The organism is Halalkalibacter sp. HAAS-P014 (genome assembly GCF_056619965.1).
The window spans coordinates 215690-231159 of record NZ_JBWQTV010000006.1 but is presented as its reverse complement, the minus strand read 5'-3'; the positions used below and the strand labels follow the sequence as shown (position 1 = coordinate 231159).

The following is a 15470-nucleotide window of genomic DNA, read 5'->3' as shown; positions in this document are numbered from 1 at the left end:
GAGGATTTAAAACAATGGCAGCTCTTAGTGGTAATTTACTATATATTGCCTTTTTTCTCTATCTTGCTGCAACCATTGCCTTTACTGTTTCCATTACAGGAGGAAAGTGGCGCAATAAGCAAGGAGAAATGAATGGAAATAGATGGGGACTTTTTGGTTTTATCTTTTCGATCCTAGGTTCAATTTTTTCCATTGGTTATTTTATAACACGATGGATACATGCTGGGTTTGCTCCAGTAAGTAATATGTATGAATACATGACCTTTTTAGGGATATCGATTGGTTTTGCTTTCGTTATTTTATATGCAATTTACAAATCAAATTACCTTGGATTGTTTACAATGCCGATTGTGATGTTAATCATCGCATATGCTTCCATGTTCCCAGGAGAGGTTGCTCCGTTAATTCCGGCATTACAAAGTCATTGGTTAACAATTCATGTTATCACAGTAGCCTTAGGACAAGGGATTTTAGCGATCGGTATGGCAGCTGGGTTAATTTATTTAATCCGAACACTGGATTTCACAAAGACGAACATACAAACTCGAGCACTTGAATTTGTTATGTATTGCTTATTATCTTTAGTAGGATTTATTTTAGTCGGCACCATCTTCAATGCAATGAATTATGAAGCTAACTTTGCGTATATCAATGAAAATGGCTTGGAAGCAGAAATGGTTTATAATCTTCCTGCTTTTATTGGTCCACACGAAGGAGAACTTCTAACAGAAGGTGTTATGGCACCATTTTTTAATGTTCCAGCAATCATTGTTGCAAATGACCTTAATACAGTTATATGGTCTTTATTTGCTGGTTTAGTACTTTATTGGGGCTTGCGTTTAGTCTTACGGAAACGAATTGGAGCAGCAATTCAACCTGTTATTAAAGGTGTTAGTCCTCAAGTTGTCGATGAAGTTAGTTACCGAGCAATTGCAATTGGATTCCCAGTCTTTGCTCTTGGTGGATTGATTTTCGCGATGATATGGGCACAAATTGCATGGACGAGATTCTGGGGTTGGGATCCGAAGGAAGTTTGGGCATTAATCACATTTCTCTATTATGCTGCTTATTTACATTTACGATTATCTAAAGGCTGGCATGGAGCAAAATCTGCTTGGTTATGTGTTGGTGGATTTGCAATTATCATGTTTAACTTAGTTTTTGTTAACCTTGTTATCGCAGGTTTACACTCATATGCTTTATGAGTTGAACCCTCGCCTGAAGCGAGGGTTTTCTTTTATATTAGTTTATTGGTAAAATAAATATAATAGCTTGATTTTGAGGAGGACATTTGGATGGAAAAAGAAGCTCGTATTTTAGTGGTTGATGATGAAGATCGTATTCGTCGTTTATTGAAAATGTACTTAGAGCGTGAAAATTATGAAGTTGAAGAAGCTGAAAATGGTGAAGAGGCATTAGAAAAAGCGATTGCCGAAGAATATGATCTTATCTTGCTTGATATTATGATGCCAGGTATGGATGGAATTGAAGTGTGCCAGGAACTCAGAAAAACAAAAGCAACACCAGTTATGATGCTAACTGCAAAAGGGGAAGAAGCAAATCGGGTTCAAGGGTTTGAAGTAGGGACAGATGATTATATCGTCAAGCCATTTAGTCCTAGAGAAGTTGTATTACGTGTGAAGGCGCTGCTTAGACGCTCTTCTTCAACGAAATTTTTGCAAACGGACACACAAACTAAAGATGTATTAGTCTTTCAACATTTGATGATAGATAACGACGCTCATCGAGTAACGGTATCAGATGAGGAAATCAGTTTAACACCTAAGGAATACGAATTGCTGCACTATTTGGCTCAATCACCAGATAAGGTGTTTTCACGTGAGCAGTTACTAAAAGATGTTTGGAATTATGATTTCTTTGGTGATTTACGTACGGTAGATACACATATCAAACGTCTACGTGAAAAGTTAAATAAAATCTCTCCTGAAGCAGCTTCAATGATTTCAACTGTATGGGGGATTGGCTACAAATTTGAGGCTGTGAAGTAAACATGTTTTGGCGAAGCGTCGTTGGTAAGTTATGGTTTACAATCTTACTTTTAGTATCGGTTGTTTTAAGTATTTTAATGGTTTTATTGCTTCAATCTTTTGAAAGATTCCATGTCAATGAGGCTGAATCTCAACTTGGTAATCATGCAACGATGATTGCTTCTATGTATGAAGGATACGAGAATAAAAGTGATGCACTGTATACAATTTCAAATTATGGACAAGCCTTTGACACGCATATCATCATTCTAGTCGATGGTGAGAAAGCCTGGAGTACAGATGAGGCAGAGGCCCATCAAGTTCCTCTCGAGACTTTCTTTACTGATCAAACATTGTCGCAAGTGTTTGAGGGAGAAAAAGTCGTGACGACTGAAGGCGATTTTGTTTTTATTGGCAATGGAGAAGAGGTTCATTCCGAAATCATGATTGTTGGTGTACCACTTTCTTCCGAGGAAATTGACGAAGGTGCAGTCTTTTTATATCAGTCACTTGCTGCTATTGATGATGCTACAAATGAAACAAGACAAATCATTTATTTTTCTGCAGGAATTGCGCTTGTGCTAACGACCGTCTTTGCATTTTTCCTTTCTACGCGTATATCTTCACCATTACTGAAGATGCGTCAGAGCGCATTGGAAGTGGCTGAAGGGAAGTTTAAGACCAAGGTACCTATATTAACCCATGATGAAATTGGACAATTAGCAATTGCTTTTAATCGGATGGGAAGAGAATTAAACAATAATATTAATGCTCTCAACCAAGAAAAAGAGCAGTTGGCACGTATTCTCGTAAGCATGGCTGATGGTGTTATTACATTAAATAGAAAAGGAAAGGTCGTATTAACCAATCCACCGGCTGAGCGATTTATTCAAGCATGGTATTATGAGCAAGGAATGAAAAAAGAGCAAGAGGAGCAATTGCCAGTTACAATTCAAACATTATTCGAGAAGGTAGTTCTTTTTGAAAAAGAGCAAACAACAGAAGTCGAAATGCAAGGCCGAAGTTGGACAGTATTGATGTCACCGTTATATGGCGAAGATGAGATTAGAGGGGCTGTTGCTGTATTTCGCGATATGACAGAGGAACGTAGGCACGATAAGTTGAGAAAAGACTTTATCGCTAATGTCTCGCATGAACTGAGAACGCCTATTTCGATGCTCCAAGGATATAGTGAAGCAATTATCGATGATATCGCTGGTTCTGATGAAGAGAAAAAAGAACTTGCGAAAATTATCTATGAAGAGTCATTGCGAATGGGTAGATTAGTGAATGAATTATTAGATATGGCGCGAATGGAAGCTGGACATGTTGAATTAAATATTGAACCGTTAGAGGTGCAACCGTTTGCCGAACGTATTGTTCGTAAGTTTCAAGGGTTGGCACGTGAACAAGAGATTGAAGTTACTCTTGATATGAACACTACTGAAACGATTCAATGTGACCCAGATCGAATCGAACAGGTATTAACAAATCTTCTCCATAATGCTATACATCACACTAGTGAAAATGGAAATGTCACATTATGTATTAGAGGTTATGAGGAAGGTTGTAAGTTTGATGTCCTCGATACCGGTTCAGGAATACCAGAAGGTGATTTACCTTACGTGTTTGAACGGTTTTATAAAGCCGATAAAGCCCGTACTAGAGAGCGTGGAGGTACCGGACTCGGACTAGCTATTGCTAAAAATATAGTTGATGCACATGATGGACATATTTCTGTTCATAGCAAAGTAAATGAAGGAACAACTTTTTCATTTTTTATACCGAAAAAAAAGCAGGACGAATAGAACATTCGTCCTGCTTTTTATAATTGGCTGTAATTCACAAGCCATCGTTCTTTTGTTAATTCAGCTGCTCCTCTTTTATGCAAGAGCGCACTTCTTTTGCAGCTTGTACCATATTCCTTATTGAAGCCATCGTTTCCTCTTCACCACGCGTTTTCAGGCCACAATCGGGGTTAACCCAAAAAAGTGATGCTGGTAATACGGAGAGGGCGCGTTCAATTATAGTTGTCATTTCAGCCTTAGTTGGAATTCTTGGACTATGAATATCATAAACACCTAGTCCAATACCATTATTATAGACTGTGGTTTCAAATGCAGATATGATTTCTCCATGACTACGAGAAGTTTCAATTGAAATAACATCTGCATCTAATGATTTAATAGCTTCAATAATTTCTTTGAAATCGCTATAGCACATGTGAGTATGGATTTGAGTTGTATCTGCAATAGTGGACGTACTCATCCGGAATGAGTCAACTGCCCACGTCAGATAATTGCTATGATCTTTCTTTTTTAAAGGAAGGCCTTCCCGTAAAGCTGGCTCATCAACTTGAATCATCGTAATTCCATTATTCTCTAATGCCTGGACTTCTTTAAGTAAAGCTTCAGCAATTTGAAATGCTACTTCTTTAGGTGGGATGTCATTCCGAACAAATGACCAATTTAAAACTGTAACAGGCCCTGTAAGCATTCCTTTAACTGGTTTTGTTGTTAGTGATTGTGCATAAATCGTTTCTTTAACTGTCATTGGACTAGTGAATGAAACATTCCCGAAGATAATCGGTGGTTTCACGCAACGCGAACCGTAAGATTGTACCCAGCCATTTTTTGAAAAAGCAAAACCCGCTAACTTTTCACCAAAAAATTCTACCATATCATTTCTTTCAAATTCACCATGTACAAGTACATCAATATCTAAGTCTTCTTGAATCCGGACCCATTTTTCAATCATTGAGTTAATCTTTGCCTCATAGTTTTCTGCTGTTAATTCACCTTTTTTCCATTTGAAACGAGCCCTGCGAATGTCCTTTGTTTGTGGAAAGCTGCCAATGGTCGTTGTAGGAAGAATTGGCAAATTCCATTTTTGATTTTGGAGTTGATATCTTTCAGAGAAAGGCTTCATTCTTTCTGTTCGAAGACTCGTTAATTCTTTCTTATCACGCCAAGATGAGGCTTCAAGTTTTTCAACGGACTGCTGATAATGTTTTAGCGCTGCAAGTCTAGCAGATGTAGGTTCTTTCGCTGCGTCTTTCAACAAGCTCAATTCATCTAACTTTTCATCAGCAAAGGCTAATGCATTCTTTATTAAAGGGTCTAACGTTGTTTCATGCTCTAAACAAACCGGAACATGAAGCAAGCTAGAGGACGGTTGTACAAGTAGGTTTTCTAATGGAATAAGTTGGGATATACTTGTTAAAATATCATGACTTTGACTTAATTTATTTTTCCAAATGTTCCTTCCATCGATTAGTCCGACTCCAAGAATTTTATCTTCTGGGAATCCATACGCTTGAATTGATTTTAGGTTTTCTGAGTATCCATTAACAAAGTCAAGGCCAATTCCTTTGACAGGGAGATTCATTAATTCCTGATAATGAGACACTGATTCAAAATATGTTTGTAGCATAATATCTAGGTGAGGAATGTTGCTTGTAATTTCTTCATACAGTTTAGAGAAAAGTGATATTTCATCCGTTGTTAAATCCATTACAAGGTAGGGCTCATCAATTTGAACAAATGTACATCCGGCATTGGCGAGTTCGGATAATAATTGGGTATATACAGGTATAAAACGTTCAAGAAGATTAGCAAACTCCTTAGACTTGTACCCTTTTGATAGTTTTAAAAACGTGAAAGGTCCGAGTATAACCGGTTTCCCTTCAATATTTAATTCTTCTTTTGCTTCTAAAAATGCTTGTAATGGCCGGTTTTCGACTAGAGTTGGCTGTCTATGATCTAGTTCTGGGACGATGTAATGGTAATTGGTATCGAACCATTTAGTCATTTCGCAAGCATGAGCTTGCTGTGTTCCACGAGCCATTGAAAAGTATGTATGAAGTGGAACAGGGCCATTAGAATAATCAAAGCGCTTTGGCACAAGACCAAACATTGTTGCAGTATCAAGAACATGGTCATAATAAGAAAAATCACCAACAGGTATTAGATCGATACCCTTATTTAATTGTTTTTGTAAATGTTGCAACCGATATGCTTTCATTTGTTCTACAAAAATTTCTTCGGAGATCGTTTGAGCCCAAAATGCTTCAAGTGTTTTTTTCCACTCTCGTTGTTCACCTATACGTGGATAGCCTAAGTTACTACTTCTAATCGTTTTCATTGTTAAATTCCTCCAATTTTATATTAATCAACAAAAAAGGATATCATTACCAGAAAAAGTGGTAACGATATCCATAGAAATATTAATGAAATACAGTTAACACCTCCCCATCTCCCGTAGGTAAGCAGTGTTGTTGAAACAGGCAGGTCTCCTGGCTCTAGTATCTTCGTTATTATGGTCTTCCCGGCGTTAACCAGTGACATTTGACATAATAACTCCTCTATTACAGTGGCGGGACCGCTCCGGAATTTCACCGGATTCCCTTTTAAACTTTGAACAAACATTCAAAGTACCTATTTCCAACATATGAAATTGATTTCAACTTTAGCGTAGAGAAGGAAACTTGTCAATAGCTTTTTGAGAATGATACAAACCGAAAAAAGTTTTACTGGTGCGAAACTATGAAAAAAATCATAATCATGTATACTATGAATGCATGCATGTACATAGTAGTTGTGTTAATTACAGCATGAATTGTGATAAAAGTTGTAAAGAAAATATTTTAATAAACTAAATTACTAGGGGGAATTTCGATGAAACTTTATACTCGAACTGGAGATGAAGGGAAAACAAGTGTTATAGGAGGACGAATTGCTAAAGATGATACGAGAGTTATCGCTTATGGTACAACAGATGAACTTAATTCTTTTATTGGACAGGTAGTGGCCCAATTAGAAGAAGACGTATTTCCTGATATCAAGGCTGAGCTTTTCAAAGTCCAACATGAATTATTCGATTGTGGTGGTGACTTAGCGATGATTAAAGTGACAAATGAGCATCCATATAAGGTCAAGCAAGAAATCGTTGACTTTTTAGAACAGCGTATAGATAACTACATCTTAGAAGCACCTGAATTAGAACGTTTTATTTTACCGGGTGGCTCAAAAGAGGCAGCTTCACTTCATATTTGTCGTACTATTACAAGACGTGCTGAACGATATGTGACGAGGCTTAAACGAGAAGGTGAGCAAGTCAATCCTATCGTACTAAAATATTTAAATCGCCTATCGGATTACTTTTTTGCGATTGCGCGAGTCGTGAACCATCGACAGGGAGTAAAAGATGTTGAATATGAGAGAAGTGCGATCGTCTTCAAAGGTGGAAAACGAAAGGAAAACGGATGATACAGTAGTTAGCTCAGCATAACCCCAAAAATGGTGCTACAACAAGGTATTTTTTAAGTTTGTTTTCATATATTGGTAAATGTGTAATAGAAAGAGGGGGAAAACAAATGAAAAAAGGTTGGTTTGTTGCATTGTTGTTGCTTGCTGGCTGTAGTGGTGAAGCGTCTGCTGAGGGCCCAAAACTTGTGGCTGAACATTCTTCTTTCTCTCAGATCGAGTCTTTATCAAAAGCGCCTGTTTATTGGAAAGTTGACTTGACTGATGAGTGGAATGATACGAAACATAATATTGTCCTAAATGAATATGGGTATATGACAGAAGATTCTCTTAATGAAGAAGCTCTTCAGAATCTTGCTAAAGAACTCGCCATACAAATAGATACCCCGATGGAAAATCCTCGTATCACCTCCGAAGGTGAGATCATCCCTGGAAAAGAGCGTGTCATATTGTCTGAAGAGGAACTAGTTGATCAATTGAAAAGCTTAGAAATAGGTACTAAGGAACTAGTAATGCCAATTTATGTAACAGAGCCGAAGGTATCAGAAGATGCTCTTGATGGAATTGATCAAAATACTATAGGGGAATTTAAGACATATTTTAATCCAGCTGTATCAGGCAGATCACAAAATGTCAAATTATCAGCCGAGGCGATCTCTGGAATCGTTCTTGGCCCTGGAGATTCGTTTTCTTTTAATCAAATGGTTGGCGAGAGGACGGTAGAGCGTGGGTATAAAGAAGCTAAAGAGATTGTCAATAAGGAGTTTGTGATGGGAATTGGAGGAGGGATTTGTCAAACATCGTCTACATTATTTAATGCAGTCGATCATGCCGGCTTGGAGATGCTAGAGCGCTATACGCATTCAAGAGAAATTGGTTATGTTCCAACAGGAAGGGACGCTACTGTATCTTGGGGGGGACCAGACTTTAAATTTAAAAATCCACACTCATACCCAGTGTTACTTAAGTCAGATGTTGACTTAGAACGAGGAGAGATTCTCGTTTCTGTACACACTCATTAGAACGTAAGCATAAGTGGCTTATGTTCTTTTTTTATCCTTAAAATGATATTTCCGTATAATTCCTATTGCTCCATTTCATACTACAATAAGATAATGTTTGGCAAATGTAAAAGTAGAGGTGACAAAAATGCTTGGTAGATGGCTATTGAAACAATTAATTGATAAACGCAAAGAAACGCTGCATGATGTGTTAGCATTGTTTCAAAAATCAAGTGACTTTGTTACCTATCAGCTTCGAGCAAAATCAAAACGATTTCATATAGCTTATTTTCAAACTTTGATTGATAACGATCGCCTTAATCGAGATTTGTTACCTTTTATAAGAGAAAAGGAAAGCGAATCATTGGAGGAAATAGTAAATGTAGTTCCAATTCAAAATAAAGAAGTGATTAATGCTTCAAAAGACTTGCGTGATAAAGTAATGCAAGGATTTGTTGTCATATATGAAGGTTCCAATCCACACAAATGTGCGGTTATTGAAGTAGCAATGGATTCTGGTCGAGAAGTTTCTCCACCGGAAAATGAATTTACAGTAGCTGGTCCACAAGAAGCGTTCATCGAATCAATCGATACAAACATTAATCTAATTAGAAAGCGTTTGCCACTTCCTAATTTGCAAGTTAAAGAAATGAAGATAGGAAAGATTACACAAACAAGGGTTGCTGTTCTCTATATAAACGGGATTGCTGATGAAGAAAATGTAAATACCATGATTCAAAGGCTTGAAGATATTGAATTTGATCAAGTACTTGATTCAAGTAGTTTAGCACAAATGGTTAGTGATCAAACGATGTCTCTGTTTCCTCAATTGATTAATACTGAGAGGCCAGAGCGTATTGCTTCTGTTTTGACGGAAGGAAAGGTTGCCTTTTTAACAGACGGTTCGCCTGAAGGTGTATTTGGACCAACATCATTGGTGGAGTTTTTTTCGTCCCTAGAAGATTATTACTTACCTTGGCATGTTTCAACATCAGTTCGTTTGCTGCGTTTCTTCGCAGTCGCATTTTCAGTTTTATCTACGCCGATTTACGTTGCGGTTTTAACCTTTCATTATGAATTAATTCCAAGAGATCTGTTATCAACAATTATTGCTTCTAGAAGTAATATTCCATTTCCACCAATCCTTGAAGCTATTTTTCTTGAGGTTACTATTGAGTTGCTACGTGAAGCGGGGGCACGCTTACCGACAAAAATTGGTCAAACGATTGGGATTGTTGGGGGAATTGTAATTGGTCAGGCATCAGTTGAAGCTGGGTTAACAAGTAATATCTTGCTAATCATTGTAGCGTTAGCTGCGCTGGCATCCTTCACAACACCGGTCTATCAAATGGGGAATACGATTCGATTACTGCGTTTTCCCTTTCTTATAGCTGCTGCCTACTTAGGTGGTGTCGGAATTGCATTTTTATTCTTACTAACAATCGTGCATCTTTTGCACTTAAAGTCATTGGGTAGACCTTATTTAGAACCGATTTTCCCGCCAAGGTTTTCAGATTGGAAAGATGCATTTGTAAGGTTGCCTTTTAATTGGATGTCTTCACGCCCAGTTTATTTAAGGCCTCGTGACAAAGGTAGATTTAATCTCTCTGTAGTGAAGCAAAAGCGTGATATTGATGAGTAAAAAGGAGGGGGTGGTTAGATGGACAAGCCAATTAAAGAACAATATTTAATATCAGGCTTTTTAACTTTATTTCTTATCAATGGGATGCAAGTAGGTGTAGGCGTTCTTGGATTTCAGCGAGGAATTGTGGAAATTGCTGGGTATGATGCATGGATTTCTGTCTTAATGGCTGGTTTGGTTGTCCATTTAATCATTGCCTGTATGTATATATTATTAAAAAGAGCAGATGGGGACTTAGTAACCATTCATCAACAAGTCTTTGGAAAATGGATAGGAAATACGCTCAGTTTTGTTGTTTGTCTCTATTTTATTTTATTAGCAACAATGGTATTAAGAGCGTATATTGAAATCGTACAAGTATGGATGTTTCCAGATTTACCAACTTGGTCAATGGCAGTTGTAGCTGCACTGTTTTTTTATTATGTTGTATCTGGAGGATTTCGAACAGTTGTCGGTCTTACGTTTTTAGGGGTTATAATTCCAGTCACGTTAATACCTATTTTTTTATTGCCACTGGAATTTGCTAGTTTTATTAATATGTTACCAGTTTGGAAACATTCAATTGGTGAGCTTGCTTTAGGAGCAAAGGGGACAACGTTAAGTTTTCTCGGCCTGGAGTTGTTATTGCTTTACTATCCATTCTTAAAAACGAAAGAACTAACGCAAAAATGGGCTCATTTAGGTGCTGTGTTGACTACAATTTCATATACTGTTCTTATGATTGTGAGCCTAGCTTTTTATAGCGAAGAACAATTAAATCGGACGATTTGGGCAACGTTGACTCTTTTTAAAGTTGTACAGTTACCTTTCTTAGAACGGTTTGAATATATAGGTATTTCATTATGGATGTTTCTAATAGCACCTAATATTGCCCTAGCTCTTTGGGGGGCAAGTCGATGTGTCAAGAGGGCTTTTCAAATGAATCAACGGATTGCCCTTGTTATATCTCTAGTTATGATGGTAATCATTGTACTATTATTACCAACTAGACAAGAGGTGAGTTTATATAGTGAATGGGTTAGTGAAATAGGCTTTTATCTAGTTTTTGTTTATGTACCCATTCTTGTAGTGTTACAAGCTGTGGTGTTTAAAATCAGGAGGGGGAAACATGAACAAACGACTAACATGTAGTATTCTGCTTCTAGTCATATTATTGTCAGGATGTTTGGAAACAAGGATTGTAGATGAAATTTCGTTGGTTCGTGTTGCGGCTTTTGATTATGATCAAGAGTATGGGATGGAAATCACAGTTAGTTTTCCGACCTTTCCAGAGCAAGGGCAAGAGGAGGAATTGCAGCAAGGGATCATCTCCACTAAGGAAAAAACAGCAAGAGGGGCAAGAGTTGGGTTGAATAAACAAAGTCAAAAACCATTGAGAACAGGACAAATTCGTCTGCTGCTCTTTAGTCAGGAGTTGGCTGAAAGAGGGATAGAAAGGTCAGTTAATGCTATGTACCGTGATCCAGCGGTTGGCAATCGAATTTTACTTGCTATTGTCGAAGGAAATGATGCTGGTTCTTTGATAAAACAGGATTTAGGGGACGGCGAATTAGCAGGAGTATTCTTACCAGATTTAATTGAACAGAATATGGATACTAATGCATTATCTCCTACGAATTTACATGAATTTCTATTTAGTCTATATAATGACGGTCGTGATCCCTACTTGCCGTTGTTAAAACAGTACGATGACGGCAATGTTGCCGTAGTCGGAACAGTCTTGTTTGACGGAGAATTTTACCATACTGCACTTGATCTAAATGATTCATTTATCTTAAAAATGATGGTGGATACAACTAGACAGTTCACTCAGCAGTTTGAAGTGTCAAATGGACGTGATCCAAGCTTTGTCGTTATCGAGAGAATAGATAGTAACGTAAAAAGAACGTTAGACAAATCTGGAGATGCACCTGTTTTCACACTCAATATTCAATTATCTGGAGCGATTGTAGATTACGATGGAAAGATGAATTTAGATGATAAAAATGTTATTGAAGAAATGGAAAAATCGATAGAGCAGCAAATAGCATCTCGTGCAGAAGAGCTGCTTATACAGTTTCAAGAAGAGGGTATAGATCCGATTGGAATTGGAGAAAAATATCGAAGTACGACTAGAAATTGGGATTCAATAGATTGGGATAATGAGTTGTACCCAACGGTTGATTTCAAAGTTAACGTTGGTATGAAAATTGTTCAATCAGGCGCCGTAGAGTAAAAATAAGTAAATGGAATATTATGTTTGGGGCCTCCATAGGATAACAATGTGAAATAATTGGAAAAAGTGTTCCTAAATCAATGAGGAGGAAAGTATGGTTGATTTTATAAAACGTCTTTGTATTGCATTGGCCTTAGCAACGTTCATTGGCTTATTGTTTGTAAGTACTTCAACATCATTTGCTGAAATGAAGGAAGAGGTGCCACAAGAGCTACGTGAAACACTCATCTGGCCTACAGTTGGTGATATTACTGATACATATGGAACAAGATGGGGGGAGCATTATGGTATTGATATCGCAGCTCCCGAAGGAACAAAGGTTGTCACAATTGCAGACGGAGTAGTAAGTCGTTCTTACTACTCTGATACATATGGTAATGTTGTATTTGTTGAACATACAAATGGTCTGGAAACGGTTTATGCTCATCTTTATAGTAGAAGTGTCGAAGAAGGAGATGTTGTTAGAGAAGGCGAAAAAATTGGACAAGTTGGTACGACAGGTAGGTCATCGGGTAATCATCTACATTTTGAGGTTCACAATGGAAATTGGAATGTTGAAAAGTCGGAATCGGTTGATCCTTTTCTAGTCCTTTCGAATGAACCTGAATATATGTATGCATCTTTAGGAGAGGAATCTCCATATGGACAAGATTGGAAACAAAGGGAGACTGTTTCGGTTATGAGTCCAAATGAACTTGAAGATGAAACAAAAGGCAACAGCAGCATAGAAACTGTTGAAATAACCGTGAACAGTGGAGATACATTATGGAGTTTGTCTTCTAAGTTTGGTGTAGAGGTAGAGGAGATAAAAGAGTGGAACAATTTAACTAGTGATGAGATTCATTCGGATCAGATCTTGGTTGTTTATCAGGCCGATCATTTACATGTGATTCAATCAGGAGAAACACTCACTTCTATTGCTAGTTCCTACGGCGTGAAAACAGAGGACCTAATCGAACAAAACAACTTACAGACAGACATCATTCTTCCAGGCCAAACGATTGTTATTAACCATAAATAAAAGGATTAGCAATGTGAAATTCCTGTCGAATATGGTAAAATTAAGTCAAGTTTTGATGTTAGGGATGAAAACAGCGATGGGAATGGAACAAGTCAAGGTGAAAACAGAGTTATTACTATGGCTAAATAAACAGGCTAATTTAAATAGTTCGCAAGTTGACTTAGTTGATGGTTTTATTTTTATGATGAAAAAGATCAGACATCATGGATCGATTCGCCTAATTCAAGAAAGAAAAATTCACCCTCGTTTTTGGAAAGGGCATGATCGAGCTTTTGGATATTGTCTTACGAATCCGAAAAAGAAACACCAAGTTGCTCACCTTTATCAATTTTACGTAGATGTTGCTTTTGCTGAAGATTTAGTAAAAACGAGTGACGATAGGCTATCCCTTACAAACAAGGGAGTGGCCTATTTATTGTCTGATCACGACGAACAGTTAGATCTTTTATTCAGTTATATTTGGTAGAGGGATTAGTTAGAAAAAGGTTGTTCACATTAGAACAACCTTTTTTGTTGTAATTCATTTATATCAGCAAGCAAACTAAATGTCTACAATTGAATCTACGTGTTTTTCTCTCTTTGTCATAAAATAAATTAATGAAATACCTAGAAAAAAGAAAAATAATTGTATGCATTTCGACTATAGCTCATAAGAATGAATAGAGGAGGGATATTATGAAGCATATAGTTAAAAAAGGGGAGACTATTAATAAAATTGCACACATGTATAATATTAGACCATTTGATCTACTTTTATTTAATCCTCATGTTTATTCCCACAATAGTTATGTCTATCCAGGAGTGGAATTGCATATACCATCTATTCAGTCTGAAACGGACCTAGTCCTGGATTGGACTTCTCATACAGAGTTTTCTCAAACTGATTTAGAAAAAAAGTTACCAAAATTAAAATCTTTAGGTGTAAGTGTGGATATAATTGGGTACTCAGTATTAAAGCAGCCCATTTACGCACTATCGATTGGTCGTGGGAAAAAAGAAATTTTTTATTCTGGGGGGTGGCATGCCAATGAATGGCATACAAGTAAATTTTTAACACAATACATACATCATGTTGCAAAGTGTAAAGCAGAAGGTAAATCGTGGCGTGGTTTCGATCTTACTAAAATATTGGATGAGGTAACCCTTTATGTTGTCCCACTCGTGAATCCGGATGGAGTTGATCTTGTTCTCCAAGGAATATATGAAAATCACCCTTACTATCATGAAGTGTTAGACATAAACAAAGGGATGAGGCGGTTTGAGCATTGGTCAAGTAATATTCGTGGAGTTGACTTGAATCATCAGTGGCCCGCTGGGTGGGAAATTGAAGCAGAAGAAAGTCCTCAAGAACCTTGGTCACGCCATTACAGTGGGTCTGCGCCCCTCACTGAACCAGAAGTTCAAGCCATTTATCACTTTACAAAAAAACGGTCTTTTGCTTATGTTCTTGCGTTTCATTCACAAGGTCAAGTCATCTATTGGGGATACCGTGGGATGGAACCAAAGAGTAGTAAGACGATGGTTGAGAAATTATCACTTGCAAGTTCATATACACCTGTACACACAGCAGATAGCGACGGAGGTTATAAGGATTGGTTCATCCAAGAAACCGGGCGTCCTGGTTTCACAATTGAAGTTGGGGTCGGGATTAACCCCTTACCTCCAGAAGCGTACAACGAAGTTTGGTCAAATAATTGTTTGCTTGCATGTGTTGGACTTACTCTCTAAAAATGTAACATAATGGCGCAGAAAAACTTAAGATTGGTTATGGTACGGAGGATTCATGGTAATTTATTAAGTTCAACTAAAGATGACTTTAGATAAGGCTCTTCAAACTGGTCTTGATACAAATTACTCTAGAAGCACTTTGTATGCTTAATGAGGGGAACCCTTGTTTAATTAGAAAAAAAGAGGGCAATCAAAACTGCCCTCTTTCCACGTACTATTCGAATTTTAGTGCATCTCCGTCAAATGACTCTTCAGCTACTTTAATTGAGTCTGTCGGACAGCCTTCCTGTGCATCAATCATGTCTTCTTCTAGCTCTTCTGGGATTACACTAGTCCCCTTATTCTCGTCTAAAATGACAAATGCAATTCCTTCATCATCATAATCGTAAATATCTGGAGCAGCGGCTCCACAAGCTCCGCATGCGATACATGTGTCTTGGTCGACGATTGTATATTTTGCCATCAGTTTACCCCTCCAATTGTTGCTATTCGTGATTTCAACTAACAGATAGTTAACAGAATAGTGTTGTTTTTCTACTGCACTATTGTAAAACGGATTGCCAAACTTTTCAACTAAACATTTTGTAATGACGAAAATTTTTGAGATCTTC

13 protein-coding genes and 1 riboswitch are annotated in these 15470 nt (G+C 37.5%); of the genes, 11 read left to right on the top strand and 2 right to left on the bottom strand.

Going from position 1 to position 15470, the window contains the following annotated elements; genetic code table 11:
* Positions 1 to 14: 14 nt before the first annotated feature.
* The 3 genes from ccsB to AC1FXZ_RS05915 all read left to right on the top strand — a co-directional run bounded on the left by ccsB (position 15) and on the right by AC1FXZ_RS05915 (position 3796).
* The gene (ccsB, locus tag AC1FXZ_RS05925; protein WP_480051786.1) at positions 15 to 1205 is read left to right on the top strand and encodes a c-type cytochrome biogenesis protein CcsB; all 1191 of its coding nucleotides are present in this window, start codon (positions 15 to 17) and stop codon (positions 1203 to 1205) included.
* Between the two features lie 90 nt (positions 1206 to 1295).
* The gene (locus AC1FXZ_RS05920; protein ID WP_480051785.1) at positions 1296 to 2009 is read left to right on the top strand and encodes a response regulator; all 714 of its coding nucleotides are present in this window, start codon (positions 1296 to 1298) and stop codon (positions 2007 to 2009) included.
* A gap of 2 nt (positions 2010 to 2011) precedes the next feature.
* On the top strand, positions 2012 to 3796 hold the full coding sequence (locus AC1FXZ_RS05915) for an ATP-binding protein (RefSeq protein ID WP_480051784.1): 1785 nt from the start codon (positions 2012 to 2014) through the stop codon (positions 3794 to 3796).
* A 55-nt stretch (positions 3797 to 3851) separates the two neighbouring features.
* On the opposite strand, the gene metE is transcribed toward AC1FXZ_RS05915, so the two are convergent.
* Complete coding sequence (gene metE, locus AC1FXZ_RS05910; protein ID WP_480051783.1) at positions 3852 to 6131, bottom strand: 5-methyltetrahydropteroyltriglutamate--homocysteine S-methyltransferase; 2280 nt, start codon at positions 6129 to 6131, stop codon at positions 3852 to 3854.
* A gap of 124 nt (positions 6132 to 6255) precedes the next feature.
* Positions 6256 to 6443: riboswitch (cobalamin riboswitch) on the bottom strand.
* 221 nt (positions 6444 to 6664) lie between these two features.
* On the opposite strand from metE, the gene AC1FXZ_RS05905 reads away from it, so the two are divergent.
* The 8 genes from AC1FXZ_RS05905 (at position 6665) to AC1FXZ_RS05870 (ending at position 14859) form a co-directional block, all read left to right on the top strand.
* Positions 6665 to 7255 carry a cob(I)yrinic acid a,c-diamide adenosyltransferase gene (locus tag AC1FXZ_RS05905; RefSeq protein ID WP_480051782.1) on the top strand — a complete coding sequence of 197 codons (591 nt, stop codon included), beginning with the start codon at positions 6665 to 6667 and terminating at the stop codon, positions 7253 to 7255.
* Between the two features lie 107 nt (positions 7256 to 7362).
* Entirely contained in the window at positions 7363 to 8274 is a 912-nt protein-coding gene (locus AC1FXZ_RS05900; protein WP_480051781.1) for a VanW family protein, read from the top strand.
* 127 nt (positions 8275 to 8401) lie between these two features.
* Positions 8402 to 9895, top strand: coding sequence for a spore germination protein (locus tag AC1FXZ_RS05895; RefSeq protein WP_480051780.1), 1494 nt, complete (start codon positions 8402 to 8404; stop codon positions 9893 to 9895).
* Positions 9896 to 9913: 18 nt separating this feature from the next.
* Positions 9914 to 11026: a GerAB/ArcD/ProY family transporter gene (locus AC1FXZ_RS05890; RefSeq protein WP_480051779.1), complete on the top strand. Its 1113-nt coding sequence runs from the start codon at positions 9914 to 9916 to the stop codon at positions 11024 to 11026.
* Positions 11004 to 12110: a Ger(x)C family spore germination protein gene (locus AC1FXZ_RS05885; RefSeq protein WP_480051778.1), complete on the top strand. Its 1107-nt coding sequence runs from the start codon at positions 11004 to 11006 to the stop codon at positions 12108 to 12110. Before AC1FXZ_RS05890 ends, AC1FXZ_RS05885 begins: the two co-directional genes overlap by 23 nt.
* Positions 12111 to 12204: 94 nt before the next feature.
* Complete coding sequence (locus AC1FXZ_RS05880) at positions 12205 to 13131, top strand: peptidoglycan DD-metalloendopeptidase family protein (protein ID WP_480051777.1); 927 nt, start codon at positions 12205 to 12207, stop codon at positions 13129 to 13131.
* 13 nt (positions 13132 to 13144) lie between these two features.
* Complete coding sequence (locus tag AC1FXZ_RS05875; RefSeq protein WP_480051776.1) at positions 13145 to 13597, top strand: hypothetical protein; 453 nt, start codon at positions 13145 to 13147, stop codon at positions 13595 to 13597.
* A 209-nt stretch (positions 13598 to 13806) separates the two neighbouring features.
* On the top strand, positions 13807 to 14859 hold the full coding sequence (locus tag AC1FXZ_RS05870; protein WP_480051775.1) for a M14 family zinc carboxypeptidase: 1053 nt from the start codon (positions 13807 to 13809) through the stop codon (positions 14857 to 14859).
* Positions 14860 to 15073: 214 nt separating this feature from the next.
* Here the strand turns inward: AC1FXZ_RS05870 and AC1FXZ_RS05865 are convergent, their stop codons facing one another.
* Positions 15074 to 15322 (bottom strand): ferredoxin, encoded by a 249-nt coding sequence (locus tag AC1FXZ_RS05865; RefSeq protein WP_480051774.1) that lies wholly within the window; start codon positions 15320 to 15322, stop codon positions 15074 to 15076.
* Between the last annotated feature and the right edge of the window lie 148 nt (positions 15323 to 15470).

Excerpts from the sequence above, each read along its gene's own strand:
- ccsB (WP_480051786.1), top strand. The coding sequence starts at position 15 with ATGGCAGCTCTTAGTGGTAATTTACTATATATTGCCTTTTTTCTCTAT.
- AC1FXZ_RS05920 (WP_480051785.1), top strand. The coding sequence starts at position 1,296 with ATGGAAAAAGAAGCTCGTATTTTAGTGGTTGATGATGAAGATCGTATT.
- AC1FXZ_RS05915 (WP_480051784.1), top strand. The coding sequence starts at position 2,012 with ATGTTTTGGCGAAGCGTCGTTGGTAAGTTATGGTTTACAATCTTACTT.
- metE (WP_480051783.1), bottom strand. The coding sequence starts at position 6,131 with ATGAAAACGATTAGAAGTAGTAACTTAGGCTATCCACGTATAGGTGAA.
- AC1FXZ_RS05905 (WP_480051782.1), top strand. The coding sequence starts at position 6,665 with ATGAAACTTTATACTCGAACTGGAGATGAAGGGAAAACAAGTGTTATA.
- AC1FXZ_RS05900 (WP_480051781.1), top strand. The coding sequence starts at position 7,363 with ATGAAAAAAGGTTGGTTTGTTGCATTGTTGTTGCTTGCTGGCTGTAGT.
- AC1FXZ_RS05895 (WP_480051780.1), top strand. The coding sequence starts at position 8,402 with ATGCTTGGTAGATGGCTATTGAAACAATTAATTGATAAACGCAAAGAA.
- AC1FXZ_RS05890 (WP_480051779.1), top strand. The coding sequence starts at position 9,914 with ATGGACAAGCCAATTAAAGAACAATATTTAATATCAGGCTTTTTAACT.
- AC1FXZ_RS05885 (WP_480051778.1), top strand. The coding sequence starts at position 11,004 with ATGAACAAACGACTAACATGTAGTATTCTGCTTCTAGTCATATTATTG.
- AC1FXZ_RS05880 (WP_480051777.1), top strand. The coding sequence starts at position 12,205 with ATGGTTGATTTTATAAAACGTCTTTGTATTGCATTGGCCTTAGCAACG.
- AC1FXZ_RS05870 (WP_480051775.1), top strand. The coding sequence starts at position 13,807 with ATGAAGCATATAGTTAAAAAAGGGGAGACTATTAATAAAATTGCACAC.
- AC1FXZ_RS05865 (WP_480051774.1), bottom strand. The coding sequence starts at position 15,322 with ATGGCAAAATATACAATCGTCGACCAAGACACATGTATCGCATGCGGA.